Annotated in this window: 15 protein-coding genes and 1 riboswitch; of the genes, 7 read left to right on the top strand and 8 right to left on the bottom strand. The window is 63.1% G+C overall.

The genetic code is table 11. The features are described 5' to 3' along the window. From ENZ75_RS02840 to ENZ75_RS02825, 3 genes are all read right to left on the bottom strand, one after another. A partial coding sequence (locus ENZ75_RS02840; protein ID WP_128277880.1) for an efflux RND transporter periplasmic adaptor subunit occupies positions 1–831 on the bottom strand: 831 nt, incomplete at its 3' end. A gap of 56 nt (positions 832–887) precedes the next feature. After that, on the bottom strand, positions 888–1,493 hold the full coding sequence (locus tag ENZ75_RS02835) for a TetR family transcriptional regulator (protein ID WP_013532915.1): 606 nt from the start codon (positions 1,491–1,493) through the stop codon (positions 888–890). A gap of 453 nt (positions 1,494–1,946) precedes the next feature. Continuing rightward, positions 1,947–3,587 carry an acyl-CoA synthetase gene (locus tag ENZ75_RS02825; RefSeq protein ID WP_063167610.1) on the bottom strand — a complete coding sequence of 547 codons (1,641 nt, stop codon included), beginning with the start codon at positions 3,585–3,587 and terminating at the stop codon, positions 1,947–1,949. Positions 3,588–3,777: 190 nt separating this feature from the next. On the opposite strand from ENZ75_RS02825, the gene ENZ75_RS02820 reads away from it, so the two are divergent. After that, a complete protein-coding gene (locus tag ENZ75_RS02820) occupies positions 3,778–4,743 on the top strand; it encodes a sugar-binding transcriptional regulator (protein WP_013532917.1) in 966 nt (321 codons plus the stop codon). Positions 4,744–4,834: 91 nt separating this feature from the next. Next, the gene (locus ENZ75_RS02815; protein WP_063167609.1) at positions 4,835–6,889 is read left to right on the top strand and encodes a bifunctional aldolase/short-chain dehydrogenase; all 2,055 of its coding nucleotides are present in this window, start codon (positions 4,835–4,837) and stop codon (positions 6,887–6,889) included. Positions 6,890–6,941: 52 nt separating this feature from the next. Here the strand turns inward: ENZ75_RS02815 and ENZ75_RS02810 are convergent, their stop codons facing one another. The 4 genes from ENZ75_RS02810 to ENZ75_RS02795 form a co-directional block, all read right to left on the bottom strand. After that, positions 6,942–7,787, bottom strand: a complete 846-nt coding sequence (locus ENZ75_RS02810) for an acyl-CoA thioester hydrolase/BAAT C-terminal domain-containing protein (RefSeq protein WP_063167608.1) — start codon at positions 7,785–7,787, stop codon at positions 6,942–6,944. 101 nt (positions 7,788–7,888) lie between these two features. Continuing rightward, a complete protein-coding gene (locus ENZ75_RS02805; RefSeq protein WP_023808755.1) occupies positions 7,889–8,941 on the bottom strand; it encodes a substrate-binding domain-containing protein in 1,053 nt (350 codons plus the stop codon). Between the two features lie 51 nt (positions 8,942–8,992). Continuing rightward, entirely contained in the window at positions 8,993–9,988 is a 996-nt protein-coding gene (locus tag ENZ75_RS02800) for an ABC transporter permease (RefSeq protein WP_013532921.1), read from the bottom strand. 79 nt (positions 9,989–10,067) lie between these two features. Further along, a complete protein-coding gene (locus tag ENZ75_RS02795) occupies positions 10,068–11,579 on the bottom strand; it encodes a sugar ABC transporter ATP-binding protein (RefSeq protein WP_063167607.1) in 1,512 nt (503 codons plus the stop codon). Positions 11,580–11,714: 135 nt separating this feature from the next. On the opposite strand from ENZ75_RS02795, the gene mtnK reads away from it, so the two are divergent. Continuing rightward, positions 11,715–12,989: an S-methyl-5-thioribose kinase gene (gene mtnK / locus ENZ75_RS02790; RefSeq protein WP_063167606.1), complete on the top strand. Its 1,275-nt coding sequence runs from the start codon at positions 11,715–11,717 to the stop codon at positions 12,987–12,989. Continuing rightward, positions 12,986–14,080, top strand: coding sequence for an S-methyl-5-thioribose-1-phosphate isomerase (mtnA, locus tag ENZ75_RS02785; protein ID WP_013532924.1), 1,095 nt, complete (start codon positions 12,986–12,988; stop codon positions 14,078–14,080). Before mtnK ends, mtnA begins: the two co-directional genes overlap by 4 nt. Positions 14,081–14,090: 10 nt before the next feature. Here mtnA and ENZ75_RS02780 read toward each other — a convergent pair whose 3' ends face one another. Further along, positions 14,091–14,630 (bottom strand): Lrp/AsnC family transcriptional regulator, encoded by a 540-nt coding sequence (locus ENZ75_RS02780; RefSeq protein WP_013532925.1) that lies wholly within the window; start codon positions 14,628–14,630, stop codon positions 14,091–14,093. Positions 14,631–14,679: 49 nt separating this feature from the next. Here ENZ75_RS02780 and ENZ75_RS02775 point away from each other — a divergent pair, with 49 nt between their 5' ends. The 3 genes from ENZ75_RS02775 to ENZ75_RS02765 all read left to right on the top strand — a co-directional run. Further along, positions 14,680–15,849, top strand: a complete 1,170-nt coding sequence (locus tag ENZ75_RS02775) for an MFS transporter (protein WP_063167605.1) — start codon at positions 14,680–14,682, stop codon at positions 15,847–15,849. Positions 15,850–15,915: 66 nt separating this feature from the next. After that, positions 15,916–16,130: riboswitch (FMN riboswitch) on the top strand. 77 nt (positions 16,131–16,207) lie between these two features. Continuing rightward, positions 16,208–16,681 (top strand): 6,7-dimethyl-8-ribityllumazine synthase, encoded by a 474-nt coding sequence (locus ENZ75_RS02770; protein ID WP_063167604.1) that lies wholly within the window; start codon positions 16,208–16,210, stop codon positions 16,679–16,681. 164 nt (positions 16,682–16,845) lie between these two features. After that, a partial coding sequence (locus ENZ75_RS02765; protein WP_128277879.1) for a ketose-bisphosphate aldolase occupies positions 16,846–17,574 on the top strand: 729 nt, incomplete at its 3' end.

Here is a 17,574-nt window from a genome sequence, read left to right as displayed (position 1 = left end):
GAGCAGCACACGCGGATCGTTGGGCAGGCTGACGCGGACGGCAAAGGTGCGTGATTGCGGATCGGCGCTGCCGGCGACTTCGCGGACCTTGCCGTCGAGCGCCAGCGCATCGTCGGACCAGAAGCCCGCCTTGACCGCCTTGCCCGGCTTGAATTCGGCGATTTCCATTTCGGGGACGGCGATCAGCACTTCCTTTTCGCCGTCGACAGCGACAGTGACAACCGGCGTGCCGGAACCGACCACCTGGCCAACGTCGGCGCTGACCGTGGTGACGATGCCATCCCTGTCGGCCTTGAGATCGGTATAACCGACCTGGTTCTTCGCCTGAGCCAGTGTCGAAAGGGCGGAATCACGGGTGGCGACCGCTTGGTCATAGGTCAAGGTCGCCTGTTCGAGCTGTGATTTCGGGGCAAAATTCTTGGCAAAAAGCTGCTCGGCACGCTTGCGGGCGAGTTCCACGGTCTCGACCTGCCGCTCGGCGGCATCGAGCGCTGCCTGCGCGCTCTTGACCGAAAGGTCGTAGTCAATGGGATCGATGCGGGCGAGCACATCGCCCGAGGCCACATGCTGGCCGATATCGACGAGGCGCTCGGTGATCTTGCCATTGACGCGGAATGCCAGAGCGCTCTCGGTGCGGGCCCTCACCGACCCGGAATAGGAGAGCGTGCGGGTGTCATGTACCTTCGCGATCTCGACAACCTTGACCGGGCGGATGATATCCTTGACTTCGGTTTTTTCCTGGCTGCAGCCGGCAAGCCCGAGAGTGGCGGTGACAAGCAGCACCGGGCCTACAGCGGGCAACCTGCCGATGATTGAACTGAACGAAGACACGCGCGTACTCCCGAAATGGAGATGAATCGTTGAAACCGGCGCCCGGCGGGCGGAGGCTACTTCAAGGCCTTGATTGCATAGTCGACGAGGTCGTCAGGCATTGCCCGGTTGGTCTTGGCAAGGCATTGCGCCACCATCTGCGGATGACACAGGATGACGGTCGCGGCGCCGAAACAGCGAGACGCGATAACCGGATCCTGTTTTCTGAACTCACCGGCCTCGATCCCGTCACGAATGATTTCCGCGAACAGGTCGTGAATGCTGTCGACATGCTTGTCGATCACACCCCAATCCCGTTCGAGGGCGACGATGACCATCTCGTGGACCTTCTGGTCGTCGAGCATGACCTCCATCGTCATCTTGTATTGCGCATGCACGTAGCGCCGGAGCCGCTCCTCGGCGCTGATCGGCAGGCGCGAAATCTCGTAGGCCATCTTGTAGCTGGCGCCGAGCATCCGGCCGCAGACGGCCTGGTGGATTTCGACCTTGGAGGCGAAGAAACGGTAGATGTTGGCCGGCGACATGCCGAGCTCACGCGCAATGTCGGCGACATTGGTCTTGCCGTAGCCATAGTGCCGGAACAGGCGCTCGGCGCAATCGAGAATGCGCGTTACATTTTCCTGTCGGGCGGCTTCGGCGACTATGGTGGCGGCTTCGGACATGATCCTCTATCGATTTACGAGTGACGAATTTTGATTTTCATCACTCGTAAATCGAAAAGAAGGACCTGTCAATGCGGATTCGGTATACACGTACGAATGGTGACAGATGGTGACAGTGAGAAGGTGGAATCGACGATCGCCGTTAGCGGCTGGCCCTGATGAATTCGTCATCCTAGGGCGAAGCAAGGAGCGAAGCGACGCGGCGCAGACCCTAGGATCCATGCCGCGACGTTGGTCAAAGAGTGCGACGGATCAACAGGTTTACACCGGTCAGCGAGCTGTAGCCTGCAGCCGCCATTCTCGACTGTCGGAGCTCGGCCGCAAGGTGACGGCATGGATCCCTTGGGCTGCGGAGCAGCTCCAGGGTTTCCGCGACGTCGCTCGCGACTGCTACACCCTAGGATGACGAAGCCCGCGACAAATTGTCGAGGCGAAGCATGGGTGGCGATGCAGCTAAGCCCCCTTGGCCATCTCGCGTAGCCGGAATTTCTGGATCTTGCCGGTCGAGGTTTTCGGGATTTCGGCGAAGATGACCGCCTTCGGCACTTTGAACCGGGCAAGCAGCGCGCGGCAGTGATCGATGATCTCGGCTTCGGTCGCGACCTTGCCGGGTTTCAGCTCGACATAGGCAACAGGCACTTCGCCCCATTTGTCGTCGGGCCTGGCGACGACGCCGCAAGAGGCAACCGACGGGTGCTTGTAGAGCGCGTCCTCGACCTCGATAGAGGAAATGTTCTCGCCACCGGAGATGATGATGTCCTTGGAGCGGTCCTTGAGCTGGATGTAGCCATCGGGGTGCATGACGCCGAGATCGCCGGAATGGAACCAGCCGCCGGCGAAGGCTTCGTCGCTCGCCTTGCGGTTTTTCAGGTAGCCTTTCATGACGATGTTGCCGCGGAACATGACCTCGCCGATTGTCTCGCCGTCGGCCGGTGTCGTCCGCATCGTCTCGGGGTCCATGACCGTCAGGCCTTCGAGCGCTGCATAGCGCACGCCCTGCCGCGCCTTCCTGGCGCTGCGCTCGCCCTTTTCGAGATCATCCCAGGCGCCGTGCCATTCGTTGACGACCGCCGGGCCATAGGTCTCGGTCAGGCCGTAGAGATGGGTGACGGCAAAGCCGGCATCCGCCATCCCCGACAGCACGGCTTCCGGCGGGGGTGCTGCAGCCGTGTTGAAAGTGACCGTCTGCGGAAATGCGCGCTTGTCCTCGTCCCTGGCATTGATCAGCACCGACATGACGACCGGCGCGCCGCACAGATGGGTGACGCCCTGATCGGCGATCGCATCGTAGATCGGCTTCGGCCGCACCCAGCGCAGACAGACATGGGTGCCGGCCTGGACGGCGAGCGTCCAGGGAAAGCACCAGCCATTGCAGTGGAACATCGGCAGCGTCCACAAATAGACCGCGTGCTTGGCCATGCCGGCATGGATGGTGTTGGTGTAGGCCATCAGGGCCGCACCGCGATGGTGGTAGACGACGCCCTTCGGATTGCCCGTCGTTCCGGACGTGTAGTTGAGCGAAATCGCATCCCACTCGTCGTCGGGCATCGACCAGGCGAAGTCCGCGTCGCCGCCTGCGACAAATGCCTCATAGTCCAGTGAGCCTACCCGCTCGCCCTTTGGGTACGGCGCGTCGGCGGCGTATTCGGGATCGTCATAGTCGATGACCAGCGGCTTGACCCTGGCCAGTTCCAGGGCCTGCTTGACGACGCCGGAGAATTCGCGGTCGACGATCAGCAGCTTGGTCTCGGCATGATCGAGTTGGAAAGCGATGACCGCCGCATCGAGGCGGGTGTTGAGCGAATGCAGCACCGCCTTGGTCATCGGCACGCCGAAATGCGCCTCCAGCATCGGCGGCGTGTTTGACAGCATGACGGTGACGGTGTCGCCCTTGCCGATGCCGCGCTTCTGAAGGGCCGAGGCAAGCTTCAGCGACCGCTGCCAGAAAGTGCGATAGTCGATGCGCTGGCGGCCATGGATGATGGCGATATGGTCGGGATAGGTCTTGGCCGCGCGCTCCAGATAGGTGAGCGGCGTCAGCGGCTGATGGTTGGCCGCGTTCTTGTCGAGATCCTGTTCGTAAGGATTGCCCATCCCATGCTCCCCGCGATTTTCTTTCAGACGTTCTAATCACAGGCTCGGGCCGCGTCACCACAAACGATGCCACGACAGAGCGCATTCGGCACAATGATGAACCAGATTCGGCGCAAGCGGGAGCATCGCATACCTCTGCCCAGTTTGACTTTTGTCGAGAGCCGTGAATAATGTCAGCTGAGGAGACGGCATGGCGATCCGACCGGCAGAACAACTCATCCACAAGGCCGCCTGGCTCTACTATGCCCATGGCCTGCGGCAGGACCAGGTGGCGAGCCAGCTTAACATTTCCCGTGCCTCGGTCGCCATGTACCTGCGCAAGGCGCGCGAGACCGGCATCGTCAACATCTCGACTTCGACCCAGCTTTTCACCGACGACGTGCTGGCGCGCAAGCTCGAGGATGCGCTGAGCCTCGACGCCGTCTGGATCGCGCCGGAGAATGATCATATTGCCGACCCGTCGACGGAAATCGCCGTGCTGGCGGCGAGCGTCTTTCTCGAACTGGTCAAGAAGGGCGACCGCATCGGCGTCGCCTGGGGCCGCACCGTCTATATGATTGCCGACGTCATGTCCTATGCCGACCTGCAGGATGTCACGGTGGTGCAGCTCTGCGGCAATCTCGGCGCGCCCTATTCCTATCGCCCCGACCAATGCACTATGGAAATCGCGCGGCGGCTCAACGCCAAAGGGCTCAATTTCTACGCGCCGCTGGTGCTGTCTACGGAAGAACTTGCGCGTGCGCTGCGTGCCGAGCCGGTGATCCGGGAACAATTGTCGGGTGTCGGCGAATGCGACCTGGCGTTATACTCGGTCGGCGCGGTCGACGCCGACAGCCATCTGGTCAAATGCGGCGCGCTGACGCCAAGCGAAATGGCGGATCTGCGCAGCCAAGGCGCTGCCGGCGTGATTGCCGGGCAGATCATAGACGCCGAGGGCAAGGTGCTCGACTGCAGTTATAACAGGCGGGTGATCTCCGCCGAGCTTGCCTCGCTGCGCGCCATCGCCAGGCGGTTGGTGGTGGTGCAGGAGGACAGCAAGTTCGAACCGCTGCTCGCGGCGATCGCCGGCGGCCTTTGCACGCATCTGGTGGTCGGCGCACACATGGCGCAGCGGCTCCTGGATCATGCGGCTGCCACGACAGAAAAGGCCTCCTAGGAAATCCCCTCTCCGTCGCCGGCGCATTGTCATCAAAGCGTCGCGGCATTGCTGTTTCACCATCAAAGACAAACAACCGGACGAAGCGAACATGAAGAATTTGTGGAATGACGAAGCAGCCGAAAAACTCGTCGCAGACTACGCGAAAAAGGGTGTCGGCCGCGACCTGGCGCTGCGCGTCTACACGACCCGGCTGCTCGGCGGCGAACCACGGCTGGTCCTGCATGGCGGCGGCAACACCTCTTGCAAGACGACGGCAACCGACCTCGTCGGCGACCAGTGGGACGTGCTGTGCGTCAAGGGCAGCGGCTGGGACATGGGCGTCATCGAGCCGCAGGGCCTGCCGGCGGTCAAGCTCAAGCCGCTGCTCAAGGCGCGCGCGCTGAACAGGCTGGCCGACGAGGACATGGTTGCCCTGCAACGCGTCAACCTCATCGATCCGTCCTCGCCCAACCCGTCGGTCGAGACGCTGCTGCATGCCTTCCTGCCGCACAAATTCGTCGACCACACGCACTCGACCGCCATTCTCGCCATCGTCGACCAGGAGGACTCCAAGCCGCTGGTGACCACGGTTTTCGGCGCCAAGATGGGCTATGTGCCCTACATCATGCCCGGCTTCGACCTCGCCAAGGCGGCTGCCGACATCTTCGACGCCGATCCTGATGTCGAGGGCCTGATCCTCGACAAGCATGGCATCTTCACCTTCGGCGACGATGCGAAGCAGGCCTACGACCGGATGATCCATTATGTGAACGTCGCCGAGGACTTCATTGCCGCAAGTGGCAAGCCGAAGGCGGCAAAGGCAGCCTTGCCAGCAAAGCTCGCGACGCCGGCGTCGATCGCGCCGATGCTGCGCGGCGCGGTGGCGGTAGCGCGCGGCGAAGGCCGCTTCGACCGAATGGTCAGCGATTTCCGCACTTCGCCGGCAATTGTCGATTTCATCAATTCAGCCGAGATCGCCGATTATGCCGGGCGCGGCGTCTCGACGCCCGATCTGTCGATCCGCATCAAGACCGGGCCGATGGCGCTGCCGGCGCCCGACGCGGACAAGGCCGGCGACTACAAGGCGGTGATCAAGAGCCATGTCGACGCGTTCGCCAAGGATTATCGCGCCTATTTCGAAACCAATGATGCGCTCGACGACGTCAAGCGCACCATGCTCGACCAGATGCCGCGGCTGACGCTGGTGCCCGGCCTCGGCATGTTCGGCCACGGCCGCACCCTGAAGGACGCGAAGATCGCGTCGGATGTCGGTGAGATGTGGATCGAGGCAGTGCGTGGCGCCGAGGCCGTCGGCCGGTTCCATCCGCTTTCCAAGGCCGACCTGTTCCCGCTCGAATACTGGTCGCTGGAACAGGCCAAGCTCGCCTCCAACAAGCCGAAGCCGCTGACCGGCCAGGTGGTGCTGATCACCGGCGGTGCCGGCGCGATCGGTGCAGCGACGGCAAAGCTGTTCGCCGACAATGGCGCCCATGCCGTCGTCGTCGATCTCGACGCCGAAAAAGCCGCCGATGCAGCGAAGAAAGCCGGCAACAATTCGATCGGCGTCGCCGCAGACATCACCGACCCGGCACAGGTGCGTGCCGCCTTCGACAAAGCGGTCGCCGTGTTCGGCGGTGTCGACATCCTGGTTTCCAATGCCGGCGCCGCCTGGGAAGGCCGCATCGGCGAGCTTGACGACGCGCTCCTGCGCAAGAGTTTCGAGCTCAATTTCTTCGCCCACCAATCGGTGGCGCAGAACGCCGTGCGCATCATGCTCGAACAGGGCACAGGCGGCGTGCTTCTGTTCAACACCTCCAAGCAGGCCGTCAACCCCGGCCCGAAGTTCGGCGCCTATGGCGTGCCGAAGGCGGCGACGCTGTTCCTGTCCAGGCAGTACGCGCTCGACTATGGCGCGCATGGCATCCGCTCGAACGCCGTCAACGCCGACCGCATCCGCTCGGGCCTTTTGACCGACGCCATGATTGCCAGCCGCTCAGGCGCGCGCGGCGTGTCGGAGAAGGACTACATGTCCGGCAATCTGCTCGGCCAGGAAGTGACGGCGCAGGACGTGGCGCAGGCCTTCCTGCATCATGCGCTGGCCGACCGCACCACCGCCGACGTGACGACCGTCGACGGCGGCAATATCGCGGCAGCGATGCGGTAGGGAAACCGGCCGAGACTGACGCAAAACAGGCGAAGGTATTCGGGATCTGCAGCTACAGCAGTTCTCGGATGCCTTCCCACGCCATTCTGCCCAACCGTGATTCGGCCTCGTCATTGCCGCCATGTGCATGCAATGTCGAGCGTGGTGTGTTCTCGCCAGGCAAGAGAATGCGATGCCCCGCATCCGGCGATGACACGAGATGTGTGATCTTGCCTGCTTCGCTGCGCCGCCGAACAATTTCTGTCGCGAACCATAGCGAGGGCCACAGCGCATCGTCGCCGCCTGCGACCAGCAGGATCTCGGCCGATGCGGTCTCAACGGGGATGGTCGCCGCAGCCGCTTCCTGCCTGAAGGTTTTCAAGCAATGTTCGAAGAGTCCCCTGTAGGATACCAAGCCATCCACGTATTCTGGTGTCCAGTTTGGATCCGTCGGCACAAACGGCAGGGGGATTCCGTCGAGCGACCATGAGGATCGTTCAGGCCAGCTGACGCCATCCGGGCCAGCACCAATATTTCCCCAAATCACCGATGACGGGCTGATGGCGACCACAGCGTCGATGCGCGGGTCATGGACCGCCGCAAGCAGTGAGGCCTCGGCACCCTTGGATGTGCCGACATAGACGATGCGGTGGCATCCTGTTTCAAGGAGACAATCGGTTGCCGCGAAGAAGGTTTCGAGGGGAATTTCGCATATTCCGGGAGGCTGGCCCTCACCGCCGAACCATTGCAGGGCCAAAGCCGACGAGCCCTCGTTTGCAAAGAGCCGTGCGCGCCCGACATCGACGCGGCCACTCGACCCACCCAACACCACGACACCCGTGGTGGCCTGCGGGCATCGAAACAAGGTTCCGGCGACGGCGCCGGACAGGTTTTCCTCGATTGCCGCCTGAGCTTCCATATACGCACCGAACCTTGGGCCGGAGCCTGGCGCCGGCTGCAGATATTCAGCAAAAAGGCCGCCTGCAGCAAGCGGCTGCAGGCGGCCTTCGATAGCGAAAGTTACTTGGCGTTCGGGTTCGGCATCCAGGCCGGCATCGCGACATCGGCGTGGGCGAACTGCGGCAGCTTGGCCGACAGGTCCTCCATGTTCTTGATGTCCTTGTCGATGAGGTCCTTCTGGGTGATCAGTGTCGGCGGCACGACGACGTTGTGGCCGGGGTCTTCACCGGCCAGCAGCTGTGCCAGCGCACGCACCGAGACCTGGCCGACGACGGCCGGGTTGGTCGCGGCGGTCGCGGCCCAGGCGCTGTCGGGCTCGCGCATCGCAGCGATGTCCGAGGTCGAAATGTCGGCCGAATAGATCTTGATGCCCTTGTTCAAGCCCGCTTCGTCGACAGCGATCTTCACGCCCTTGGCGAATTCGTCATAGGGAGCGAACATCACCTTGATGTCGGGATGCGCCGTCAGCACCGAACGCGCCTGGTTGGCGACGGAGTTGGCGATCGGATTGTCGAGCGTGCCGAACATCGCGACTTCCTTGATGCCGGCATATTTCTTCTTGACGTCAACCCAGGTCTCGTTGCGGCGGTCGAGCGGCGCGATGCCGGCGACATAGACATAGCCGGCATTCCAGCTCTCGCCATTGTCCTTGACCGCCTGCTCGAGCGCGAGGCGTGCCAGGTCGCGATCGGACTGTTCGATCTGCGGGATCTTGGGGTTTTCGACATTGACGTCGAAGGCCACAACCTTGATGCCGGCGTCGACCGCACGCTGCGCGGCGTCCTTCATCGATTCCGTCAGGCCGTGCTGGATGATGATGCCCTGCACGCCGAGCGCGATGGCCTGGTCGACCATGTCGGACTGAAGAGCCGCATCCTGGCGGCTGTCGAGGACGCGCAGGTCGATGCCGAGCGCCTTCGACTGCGCCTCGACGCCCGAGAGATAGGCCTGGAAGAAGTCGCCGGTCGAGAGATAGCGCACCAGCGCGATCTTGACGCCGGGCTTGTCGAAGGGCGCCGGCTTGTCCGCGGCAAAAGCCGGGACCTGCATCAGCATAGTTGCGCCGGCCAATCCGAGCGCCACCTTCCCCAGAAGTCTTCTTGTAATGCTCACTTTGTTTTCCTCCACTCTTGTTGAACTCGAAAATCCTGTTCCGGTCGAAAGCTATCTCCTGCCCCTGCCCGAAAGCGCAAAGGTGAAGACAAGGGCGACGACCAGAACCACGCCCTTGATGAAATCCTGCGTGTAGTAAGGCGCGTTCATCATCGTCAGGCCCTGAAGCAAGATGCCGACGAACAGCGCGCCGATGGCGGTGCCGAAGGCGTTCGGCTTGGCGGCACCCAGCACCGCGTAGCCGATCAGCGCTGCGGCAACCGCATCGAGCAGCAGATTATTACCCGAGGCGATGTCGCCGCGTCCAAGCCGGGCAGCGAGCAAAATGCCCCCGATCGAGGCAAAAACACCTGAAATGACGTAAGCCCAGATCTTGTATGCCTTGACAGGCGCGCCGGCGAGTTCGGCGGCGCGCTCATTGCTGCCGACGGCATACATCATGCGGCCGAAACGGGTGTATTCGAGGAAGAACCAGATCAGCACGGCGAGCACGAGCAGCACCACCACCGACACTGGAATGAGGTTCGGGATGAAGAAGTCGAAGCGGTGGCGGCCAAGCGCCAGGAAGGCGTCGGAGAATTTGCCGTTGGCGACCGAACCATCAGGCATGGTCATGCCGGTGGCGATCGAGCGGCCTTCGGTTGGAATGCGCTGCAGGCCGACGAGCAGGAACATCATGCCGAGCGTCGCCAGCAGATCGGGCACACGCATGTAGACGATCAGCCAGCCATTGATCAGGCCGACGATGGCGCCGATGAGCAGGCAGACGACGACCGCGACAAGGGCGTTCTGCTCCAGCACCACCATGACATAGGCGGCCGCCATCATGGCTGAGGTGGCGACCGAGCCGATCGACAGATCAAAACCTCCGACGACCAGCGTGGCGGTGACGCCGAGCGCCAGCACGCCGGTGATGGCGACCGACTGGAAGATGAAAACCGCACTTTGCGGCGAAACGAAACCGTCGGCGGCGATCGAGAAATAGGCGACGAGCCCGAACAAGAGCACGATGAATCCGTAGCGGATGGCGTGGTCGCGCAATGTCATTCGGCGCTCCCGCGCGCTGCTGCCGTTTTTAGCCAATCCGAACCCATGCTCTTTCCATTCCCATTCCTAACGCCCGCGCTCAGGCGGCACTGTGCAGCGGCCCGCCGGCGACCTCGGCCAACAGGCGGTCGAGATCGACATCGGCATTGCGGTGCTCGCCGACGATGGTCTGTTCCGACATGACCAGGATGCGATCGGCGGTCTCCAGCGCCTCGTCGAGTTCGGTGACGAACAGCAGCGTGGCGCGTCCGTTTGCACTGGCCCTGAGCTTGGCGGCGATGTCGCGCCGGGCGGAAATATCGACGCCCTGAAACGGCTCGTCCAGAATGAACAGTCTCGCATGCTGGGCCATCCAGCGGGCGACCATCACCTTCTGCTGGTTGCCGCCGGAGAGCTCCGACATCTCGTCCTTCTCGGAGCGGCAGACGATGCCCAGCTCCTCGATCTGCCGGCGCGCCGTGGCGCGTTCCAGACGGCGCTTGAGAACAGCGAAACGTGACATGCGCTTGTGAAACGGCAGGCTGATATTTTCCTGGATGTTGAAGCCGCCGACGATGCCGTTCTCGCCGCGGTCCTTGGCAACGAGGAACACGCCGGCGGCGATCGCCTCGCCGGCTGTTTCAGGCGCATAAGGCCTGCCGTTCAGCGTCATTGTGCCGGCCAGCGGCTGGCGCACGCCAAACAGCGTCTCGGCAAGCGCCGTCTTGCCGACGCCGACGAGGCCGGTGATGGCAACGACCTCACCGTCGCCGAGCGTCAGCGAGATCGGCCGTGCGCCTTGTGCGATGCGCAGACCGTCTATCTTGAAGACGGCATTGGCCGAATCCCTGACAACAATCCGGTCGAGATGGATCTTGCGGCCGAGCATGGCGTTGACCGCGCCTTCATAGTCGAGCGGTTTCTTGTCGAAAATGCCTGAGATGATCCCGTCCCGCATGGATACGATGCGGTCGGCCAGCCGCCTTATGTCCGACATACGGTGCGAGATGTAGAGGATGGCCACGCCTTGCTCGCGCAGCCTGTCGATCAGGGCAAACAGCCGATCAGCCTCGGCGCTGGAGAGCGATGAGGTCGGCTCGTCGAGGATCAGCACTTTCGGCTTGTGCGCCAGCGCGCGGGCAATCGCCACCATCTGACGATCGGCCAGCGAAAGATCACTCACCCGCGCCTTCAAATCGATGGCCAGCCCCATGCGGTCGGCAACCGTCTTGGCCTCTCGCCGCACGCGCATTGGATTGAACAGGGTCGGCGCACCGCTGCCGCTCAGCCGGTCCAGCGTCAGGTTGGTGGCGACGTCGAGATCGGCGACGACACCGTCGTTGATGTTCTGATGCACGGTGACGACGCCGGCGCGGATCGCCTCGGCCGGGGTTTTCGGCGCGAAATCCTGGTCGGCGAGCGCCATCGTCCCGCCGCCGCGTTCGTAGACACCAGAGATGATCTTGACGAGGGTGGATTTGCCGGCGCCGTTGGCGCCCATCAGCACGGTCACTTCACCGGCATGCAGTTCCAGCGAGACGCCGCCAAGCACCTCGTTATGGCCAAAGGATTTCCTCAGTCCCTCTACGCGGAACACGGCATTGCCGACCATGCGTTCCTCCCTGACATGACGCTATGGGCTGTATCGGCAATTGTCAACACGATTGACAATTGCCAGATCGCTTCCTAGCTTGGCCCGGCCGCCACGCCTCCGTTATGTTGGAAGCGCATATGCGGGAGGATAACGATGACTGAAGAATTGCCGTTCGAAGCCCTATCGGTCGAAACCCTGGCTGCACGCCTTGGCGGCAACGAGGCGCTGTGCGCGAAGATCGGCAAGGACACCGGCGCCTGGAAGGTCCGCGAGGTCGGCGACGGCAATCTCAACCTGGTGTTCATCGTCGAGGGCGCCAGCGGTGCGGCCGTGGTCAAGCAGGCCCTGCCCTATGTCCGCCTGGTCGGCGACAGCTGGCCGCTGCCGTTGAAGCGCTCCTTCTTCGAATATCACGCGCTGACCAGGCAAGAGGCGCGCGCGCCGGGCTCGGTGCCGGCGATCCATTATTTCGATGAAGGTCAGGCGCTGATCATCATGGAATATCTTGCGCCGCCGCATATCATCCTGCGCCGTGCCCTGATCGACGGCCGCCAACTGCCGAACATCGCCCGGGATATCGGCCTGTTCATGGCCCGCACGCTGTTTCGCGGCTCCGACCTGCATATGACCGCCAAGGACCGCAAGGCCGATCTGGCGCTGTTCGCCGACAATGCCGAGCTTTGCGACATCACCGAAAACCTCGTGTTCTCCGATCCCTATTTCGATGCCAAGATGAACCGGCACACCTCGCCGCAGCTCGACGGCCTGGTCGCCGAACTGCGCGCCGACCGCGACCTCAAGGTCGAGGCGCAGCGGCTGAAGCACATCTTCGCCGCCAATGCCGAAACGCTGCTGCATGGCGACCTGCATTCCGGTTCGATCATGGTCACCGACACGGAGACCCGGATGATCGATCCGGAGTTCGCCTTCTACGGCCCGATGGCTTTCGACGTCGGCATGCTGCTTGCCAATTTCTGGATGTCCTTCTTCTCGCAACGCGGTCACGAACAGAAGGGCAAGCGCGACGCCATGCGCGCCTATCTGCTCGGTGTGACGGTCGAGACCTGGGCGGTGTTCCGCGCCGAGTTTTCGCATCTATGGCGCAGCGAGCGCACCGGCATGCTCTACCAAAAGAGCCTGTTCGAGGACCAGGGCGACATCCTTGCCTCAGAGCAGGCGCTCGACCATGTGCTGCACCAGATCTGGACCGATCTGCTAGGCTTTGCCGGCGTCGAAGTGCACCGGCGCATCCTCGGTCTCGCTCACAATGCCGATTTCGAGACCATTGCCGACGAGGATCTGCGCGCCAGTTGTGAAGCAAAGGCGCTGAAATTCGGCCGCCACCTCGCCGTCAACCGGCGCCAGATCCACAGCATCGACGAGGTCAACCAACTGGCCGCGCTGATCGAACAGGAGAGCAGCATTTGAACGTCGGCGACCGCCACTATCGCACCATCTGGCTGAGCGACGATGGCCGTTCGGTCGATATCATCGACCAGCGCTGGCTGCCGCATGATTTCCGCATCGAGAGGATCGGCACGGTTGCCGGCATCGCCACCGCCATCCGCGACATGTGGGTGCGCGGCGCGCCGCTGATCGGCGTCACCGCTGCCTATGGCGTCGCCATGCAGATGGCCGACGATGCGTCGGATGCAGCGCTCGACGCCGTGTGGGAGACCCTGCACGAGACGCGGCCGACCGCGATCAATCTGCGCTGGGCGCTGGACGAAATGCGGCGCTTCCTGCGGCCTTTGCCTACCGAACAACGCGCTGCAGCCGCCTATCGGCGGGCCAGTGAGATCGCCGACGAAGATGTCGGCCTCAACCGCGCCATCGGCGAGAACGGTCTCACCATCATCAAGGCGATCGCGGCGCGCAAGCAGAAGGGCGAGCCGGTCAACATCCTGACCCATTGCAATGCCGGCTGGCTGGCGACGGTCGATTACGGCACGGCGACCGCGCCGATCTACCTGGCCACAGAAGCCGGCATTCCGGTCCATGTCTATGTCGACGAGACGCGGCCGCGCAACCAGGGCGCCCAGCTGACCGCCTGGGAGATGGCCGGGCACGGCGTGCCGCACACGCTGATCGTCGACAATGCCGGCGGCCATCTGATGCAGCGCGGCGCAATCGACATGGTCATCGTCGGTACCGACCGCACCACCGCCGACGGCGACGTCTGCAACAAGATCGGCACCTATCTCAAGGCGCTCGCCGCCGCCGACAACGACGTGCCGTTCTATGTCGCGCTGCCGTCGCCGACCATCGACTGGACGGTGCATGACGGACTGGCCGAAATCCCGATCGAGCAACGCTCGGCCGACGAGGTCTCGCTGGTCTGGGGCAAGACCGCCGCCGGCGAGATTGCCCAGGTGCGCATTTCGCCTGAGACGACGCCGGCGGCCAACCCGGCCTTCGACGTGACGCCGGCGCGGCTGGTGACCGGCCTGATCACCGAGCGCGGTGTCGCCAAGGCCTCGCGCGAGGGCCTGAAGCAGATGTTTCCCGAGCGGGCGTAGCCGCTCGCTTCTAGTACAGAGGCTCGGCCATGTGCTTGGGTGTCGGCCAAGTCTCGGTGATACCCGGCTGCACCGGCCGCTCCAGATAGGTCGAGAGCACCACATAGCTGCGCGTCGAGGTGACGCCCGGCGTTTCGTAGAGGCGCGCCAAAAGGCCTTCGAGGGCCCTGGTGTCTTCGGTGCGGACCTTCAGCAGCATGCAGGTGTCGCCGGCGACGGTATGGATTTCCTCCACTTCGGGATATTGCGAGACCGCCATCAGTTCCGGCGTCTTTCCCCAGCCCCTGGTGTCGATATGGACAAAGGCGAGCAAAGGCTTTTTCACCGCCCGGGGATCGATGATGGTGACCGTGTTGCGGATGGCGCCGCTGCGCCGGAGCCGTTTGACCCGCTCATGCGCTGCCGGTGGCGACAAGCCGACGCGATCGCCGAGTTCGGCGTAGCTGATCGTGGCATCATCGACCAGGACACCTAATATTCTTCGGTCTATCGCGTCGAGATCGCGGGCCGCCGGCCTGTTCTGCAGAATGCCATCTGTTTCTTCATCCATGGCGAAATTCCTGGTTCTCCGCTGAATAGAATACGGCCATTATGCCGATATGTCGAACATTGATCAACTTGCACCATTGACTGCCCGAGCCCCGATCCCGGCGCTTGCCTATCTGTTGACGGGCTGCATCGCGGTCATCGGCTCGAACTCGCTGGTGCTGGGTCCGATTGCACCGGCTGTCGCCTCGTCGTTCGGGACCAGCGTGCCGGCCGTGATGATTGCGGCGGCCGCGTTCGGCCTCGGCACCTCTGCCAGCGCGCTGTTCCTGGCGCGCTACATCGACCGGCTCGGTGCTCGCAGAATGCTGCAGGGCGCACTGCTGCTGTTGGCACTGGCGCTGGTCGCCAGCGCCGCGGCACCCACGGTGATCATGCTGGTCGCCGCACAGCTGCTGGCCGGCATCGCCGCCGGCGTCGCCATGCCGGCGATCTATGCCAGCGCGGCGGCCATCGCCCCACCGGGCAGGGAGAGCGGCACGATCGGCGTCGTGCTGACCGGATGGACGCTCAGCATGGTCGCCGGCGTCTCGCTGTCGGCCGTGCTTGCCGATCTTGTGCATTGGCGCGCCGTTTTCGTGGCGGTCGCGGTGCTTGCGGCCCTTGCATGGATGGGACTGACAGTGACGTCGCTCAGCGACACCAGGAAGGCCGGACCGGCGCCCGCCCCGCTGGAAGCGCTCGGCATTCCCGGAATCCTGCCGCTGCTGGTCGCGTGCGCGGCCTTCATGACTTCGTTCTACGGCGTCTATGGCTATCTCGGCGACCATCTTCATGTCGGGCTTGGACAGCCGGTGAGTGCCAATGGCCTGGCGGCGCTTGCCTACGGCATAGGCTTCGGCACCGCTGCTCTGCTCGACGGCGTCATCGACAGACTGGGTGCGCGGCGCGTCATGCCGTTTGCCTATCTTCTTGTCGCCGTCGTCTACGTCGCGATGGCGGCGACGAGCGACAGTTTCGGGCTGACCTTGACCATGGTGGCAATCTGGGGACTGGCCAATCATTTCGGCCTGAACGTCCTGGTGATGCGCCTGTCGGCGCTCGATCCGTCGCGGCGCGGCACGATCATGGGGCTGAACAGTGCGGTGACTTACCTCGCGGTCTTTGTCGGCACCACCAGCTTCGGGCCGCTTTATTCCAACTTCGGCTTTGCTGTCTGCGTGATGGTTGCAGCACTGCTCATGCTGATCGCCGCATCGGCGGCGGCGTGGCGCACGCGGTAGTCGAACGTGCTTGGCCCAACCTTCTCACGGTTGACAGCAGCGTCCTGCCCTTTCATACAAAGCCGTTAATGTTCTCAGGGCGGGGTGAAAGTCCCCACCGGCGGTAAGGGTTTCTACCCAAGCCCGCGAGCGCTTTCCGGTCCACGCATCAATGCGTGGATTCTTAAGTGCTAGAGCGTCCTTTACGCGTCCAAGGGACGCGTGGCGCTCTAGTGGAAAGGTCAGCAGATCCGGTGTGATTCCGGAGCCGACGGTTACAGTCCGGATGGAAGAGGACGAAACGGAAGCCGGCCCGCTTTTTGCGGGCTTAATCCGTATCGTGCGTCCTGATTCTGGTTCGAAACGGAAGGATGGACCCATGAATCAGCATTCCCATAAAGACTATGAAACGACCCGCATCGCCGTTATCCGCGCGCGCTGGCATGCCGACATCGTCGACCAGTGCGTACAGGCCTTCGAAGCTGAACTGGCCTCTCTGGGAGACGAGCGCTTCACCGTCGACATCTTCGACGTGCCCGGCGCCTATGAAATTCCCCTGCATGCCAAGACCCTGGCCGGGACCGGCCGTTATGCCGCGATCCTCGGCACAGCCTTTGTGGTCAATGGCGGCATCTACCGGCATGAGTTCGTCGCAAGTGCTGTCATCGACGGCATGATGAACGTGCAGCTGTCGACCGGCGTGCCGGTGCTGTCGGCGGTGCTCACCCCGCACAACTACCACGACAGCGCCGAGCACCACCGCTTCTTCTTCGAGCACTTCACTGTCAAGGGCAAGGAAGCGGCGAACGCCTGCGTGCAACTCCTGGCGGCGCGGGACCTGATCGCGGCCTGAGGTCGTCAAACTGGCCGGATTTCAACCCTGCAACAAGAATTGCGATCGAGAAGCGCTCCGAAGGTTGCGGTTCCCTTGAAATCCCGCCAGAAGCATCAAGGGCCGACCGGCAAACCGGCCGGCCCGCGACGTTGCGCTTGAAACCAGATACGGGAGACTATTGGGTGGCTCGCATAACACTGAGACAATTGCTCGACCACGCCGCCGAATACGGCTATGGCGTGCCCGCTTTCAACATGAACAACATGGAACAGGGCCTCGCCATCATGGAGGCCGCCGAGGAGACCAAGTCGCCGGTCATCCTGCAGGCTAGCCGCGGCGCGCGCGCCTATGCCAATGACGTGGTGCTGGCCAAGCTGATCGACGCGCTGGTCGAAATCCATCCCGACATTCCGGTCTGCATGCATCTCGACCATGGCAACAACGAAGCCACCTGCGTCACCGCGATCCAGTACGGCTTCACCTCCGTCATGATGGACGGATCGCTGAAGGAAGACGGCAAGACGCCGGCCGACTACGCCTACAATTCCGGCATCACCAAGCGCGTCGTCGACATGGCGCATTGGGGCGGCGTGTCCGTCGAAGGCGAGATCGGCGTGCTCGGCTCGCTCGAGAGCGGCGGCGGCGAGCAGGAAGACGGCCACGGCGTCGAAGGCGCGATCAGCCACGACCAGCTTTTGACCGATCCCGAACAGGCGGTCGAGTTCGTCAAGGACACCCATGTCGATGCGCTGGCGGTGGCCATGGGCACCAGCCATGGCGCCTACAAATTCTCGCGCAAGCCGGACGGCGCGGTGCTGGCCATGAACGTCATCGAGGAGATCCATCGCCGCCTGCCGAACATGCACCTGGTCATGCACGGCTCGTCCTCGGTGCCCGAGGATCTGCAGGAG

It is taken from the genome of Mesorhizobium sp. M7A.F.Ca.CA.002.04.1.1 (assembly GCF_004022805.1).
In the GTDB taxonomy this organism is placed as follows: Bacteria; Pseudomonadota; Alphaproteobacteria; order Rhizobiales; family Rhizobiaceae; genus Mesorhizobium; species Mesorhizobium ciceri.
This window is presented reverse-complemented; position numbering and strand designations above follow the sequence as displayed.

What these genes read in the sequence shown, in the direction of transcription:
- ENZ75_RS02835 (WP_013532915.1), bottom strand. Translation starts at nt 1,493, where the DNA reads ATGTCCGAAGCCGCCACCATAGTCGCCGAAGCCGCCCGACAGGAAAAT.
- ENZ75_RS02780 (WP_013532925.1), bottom strand. Translation starts at nt 14,630, where the DNA reads ATGGATGAAGAAACAGATGGCATTCTGCAGAACAGGCCGGCGGCCCGC.
- ENZ75_RS02795 (WP_063167607.1), bottom strand. Translation starts at nt 11,579, where the DNA reads ATGGTCGGCAATGCCGTGTTCCGCGTAGAGGGACTGAGGAAATCCTTT.
- ENZ75_RS02820 (WP_013532917.1), top strand. Translation starts at nt 3,778, where the DNA reads ATGGCGATCCGACCGGCAGAACAACTCATCCACAAGGCCGCCTGGCTC.
- ENZ75_RS02775 (WP_063167605.1), top strand. Translation starts at nt 14,680, where the DNA reads ATGTCGAACATTGATCAACTTGCACCATTGACTGCCCGAGCCCCGATC.
- ENZ75_RS02815 (WP_063167609.1), top strand. Translation starts at nt 4,835, where the DNA reads ATGAAGAATTTGTGGAATGACGAAGCAGCCGAAAAACTCGTCGCAGAC.
- ENZ75_RS02825 (WP_063167610.1), bottom strand. Translation starts at nt 3,587, where the DNA reads ATGGGCAATCCTTACGAACAGGATCTCGACAAGAACGCGGCCAACCAT.
- ENZ75_RS02800 (WP_013532921.1), bottom strand. Translation starts at nt 9,988, where the DNA reads ATGACATTGCGCGACCACGCCATCCGCTACGGATTCATCGTGCTCTTG.
- ENZ75_RS02770 (WP_063167604.1), top strand. Translation starts at nt 16,208, where the DNA reads ATGAATCAGCATTCCCATAAAGACTATGAAACGACCCGCATCGCCGTT.
- mtnK (WP_063167606.1), top strand. Translation starts at nt 11,715, where the DNA reads ATGACTGAAGAATTGCCGTTCGAAGCCCTATCGGTCGAAACCCTGGCT.
- ENZ75_RS02810 (WP_063167608.1), bottom strand. Translation starts at nt 7,787, where the DNA reads ATGGAAGCTCAGGCGGCAATCGAGGAAAACCTGTCCGGCGCCGTCGCC.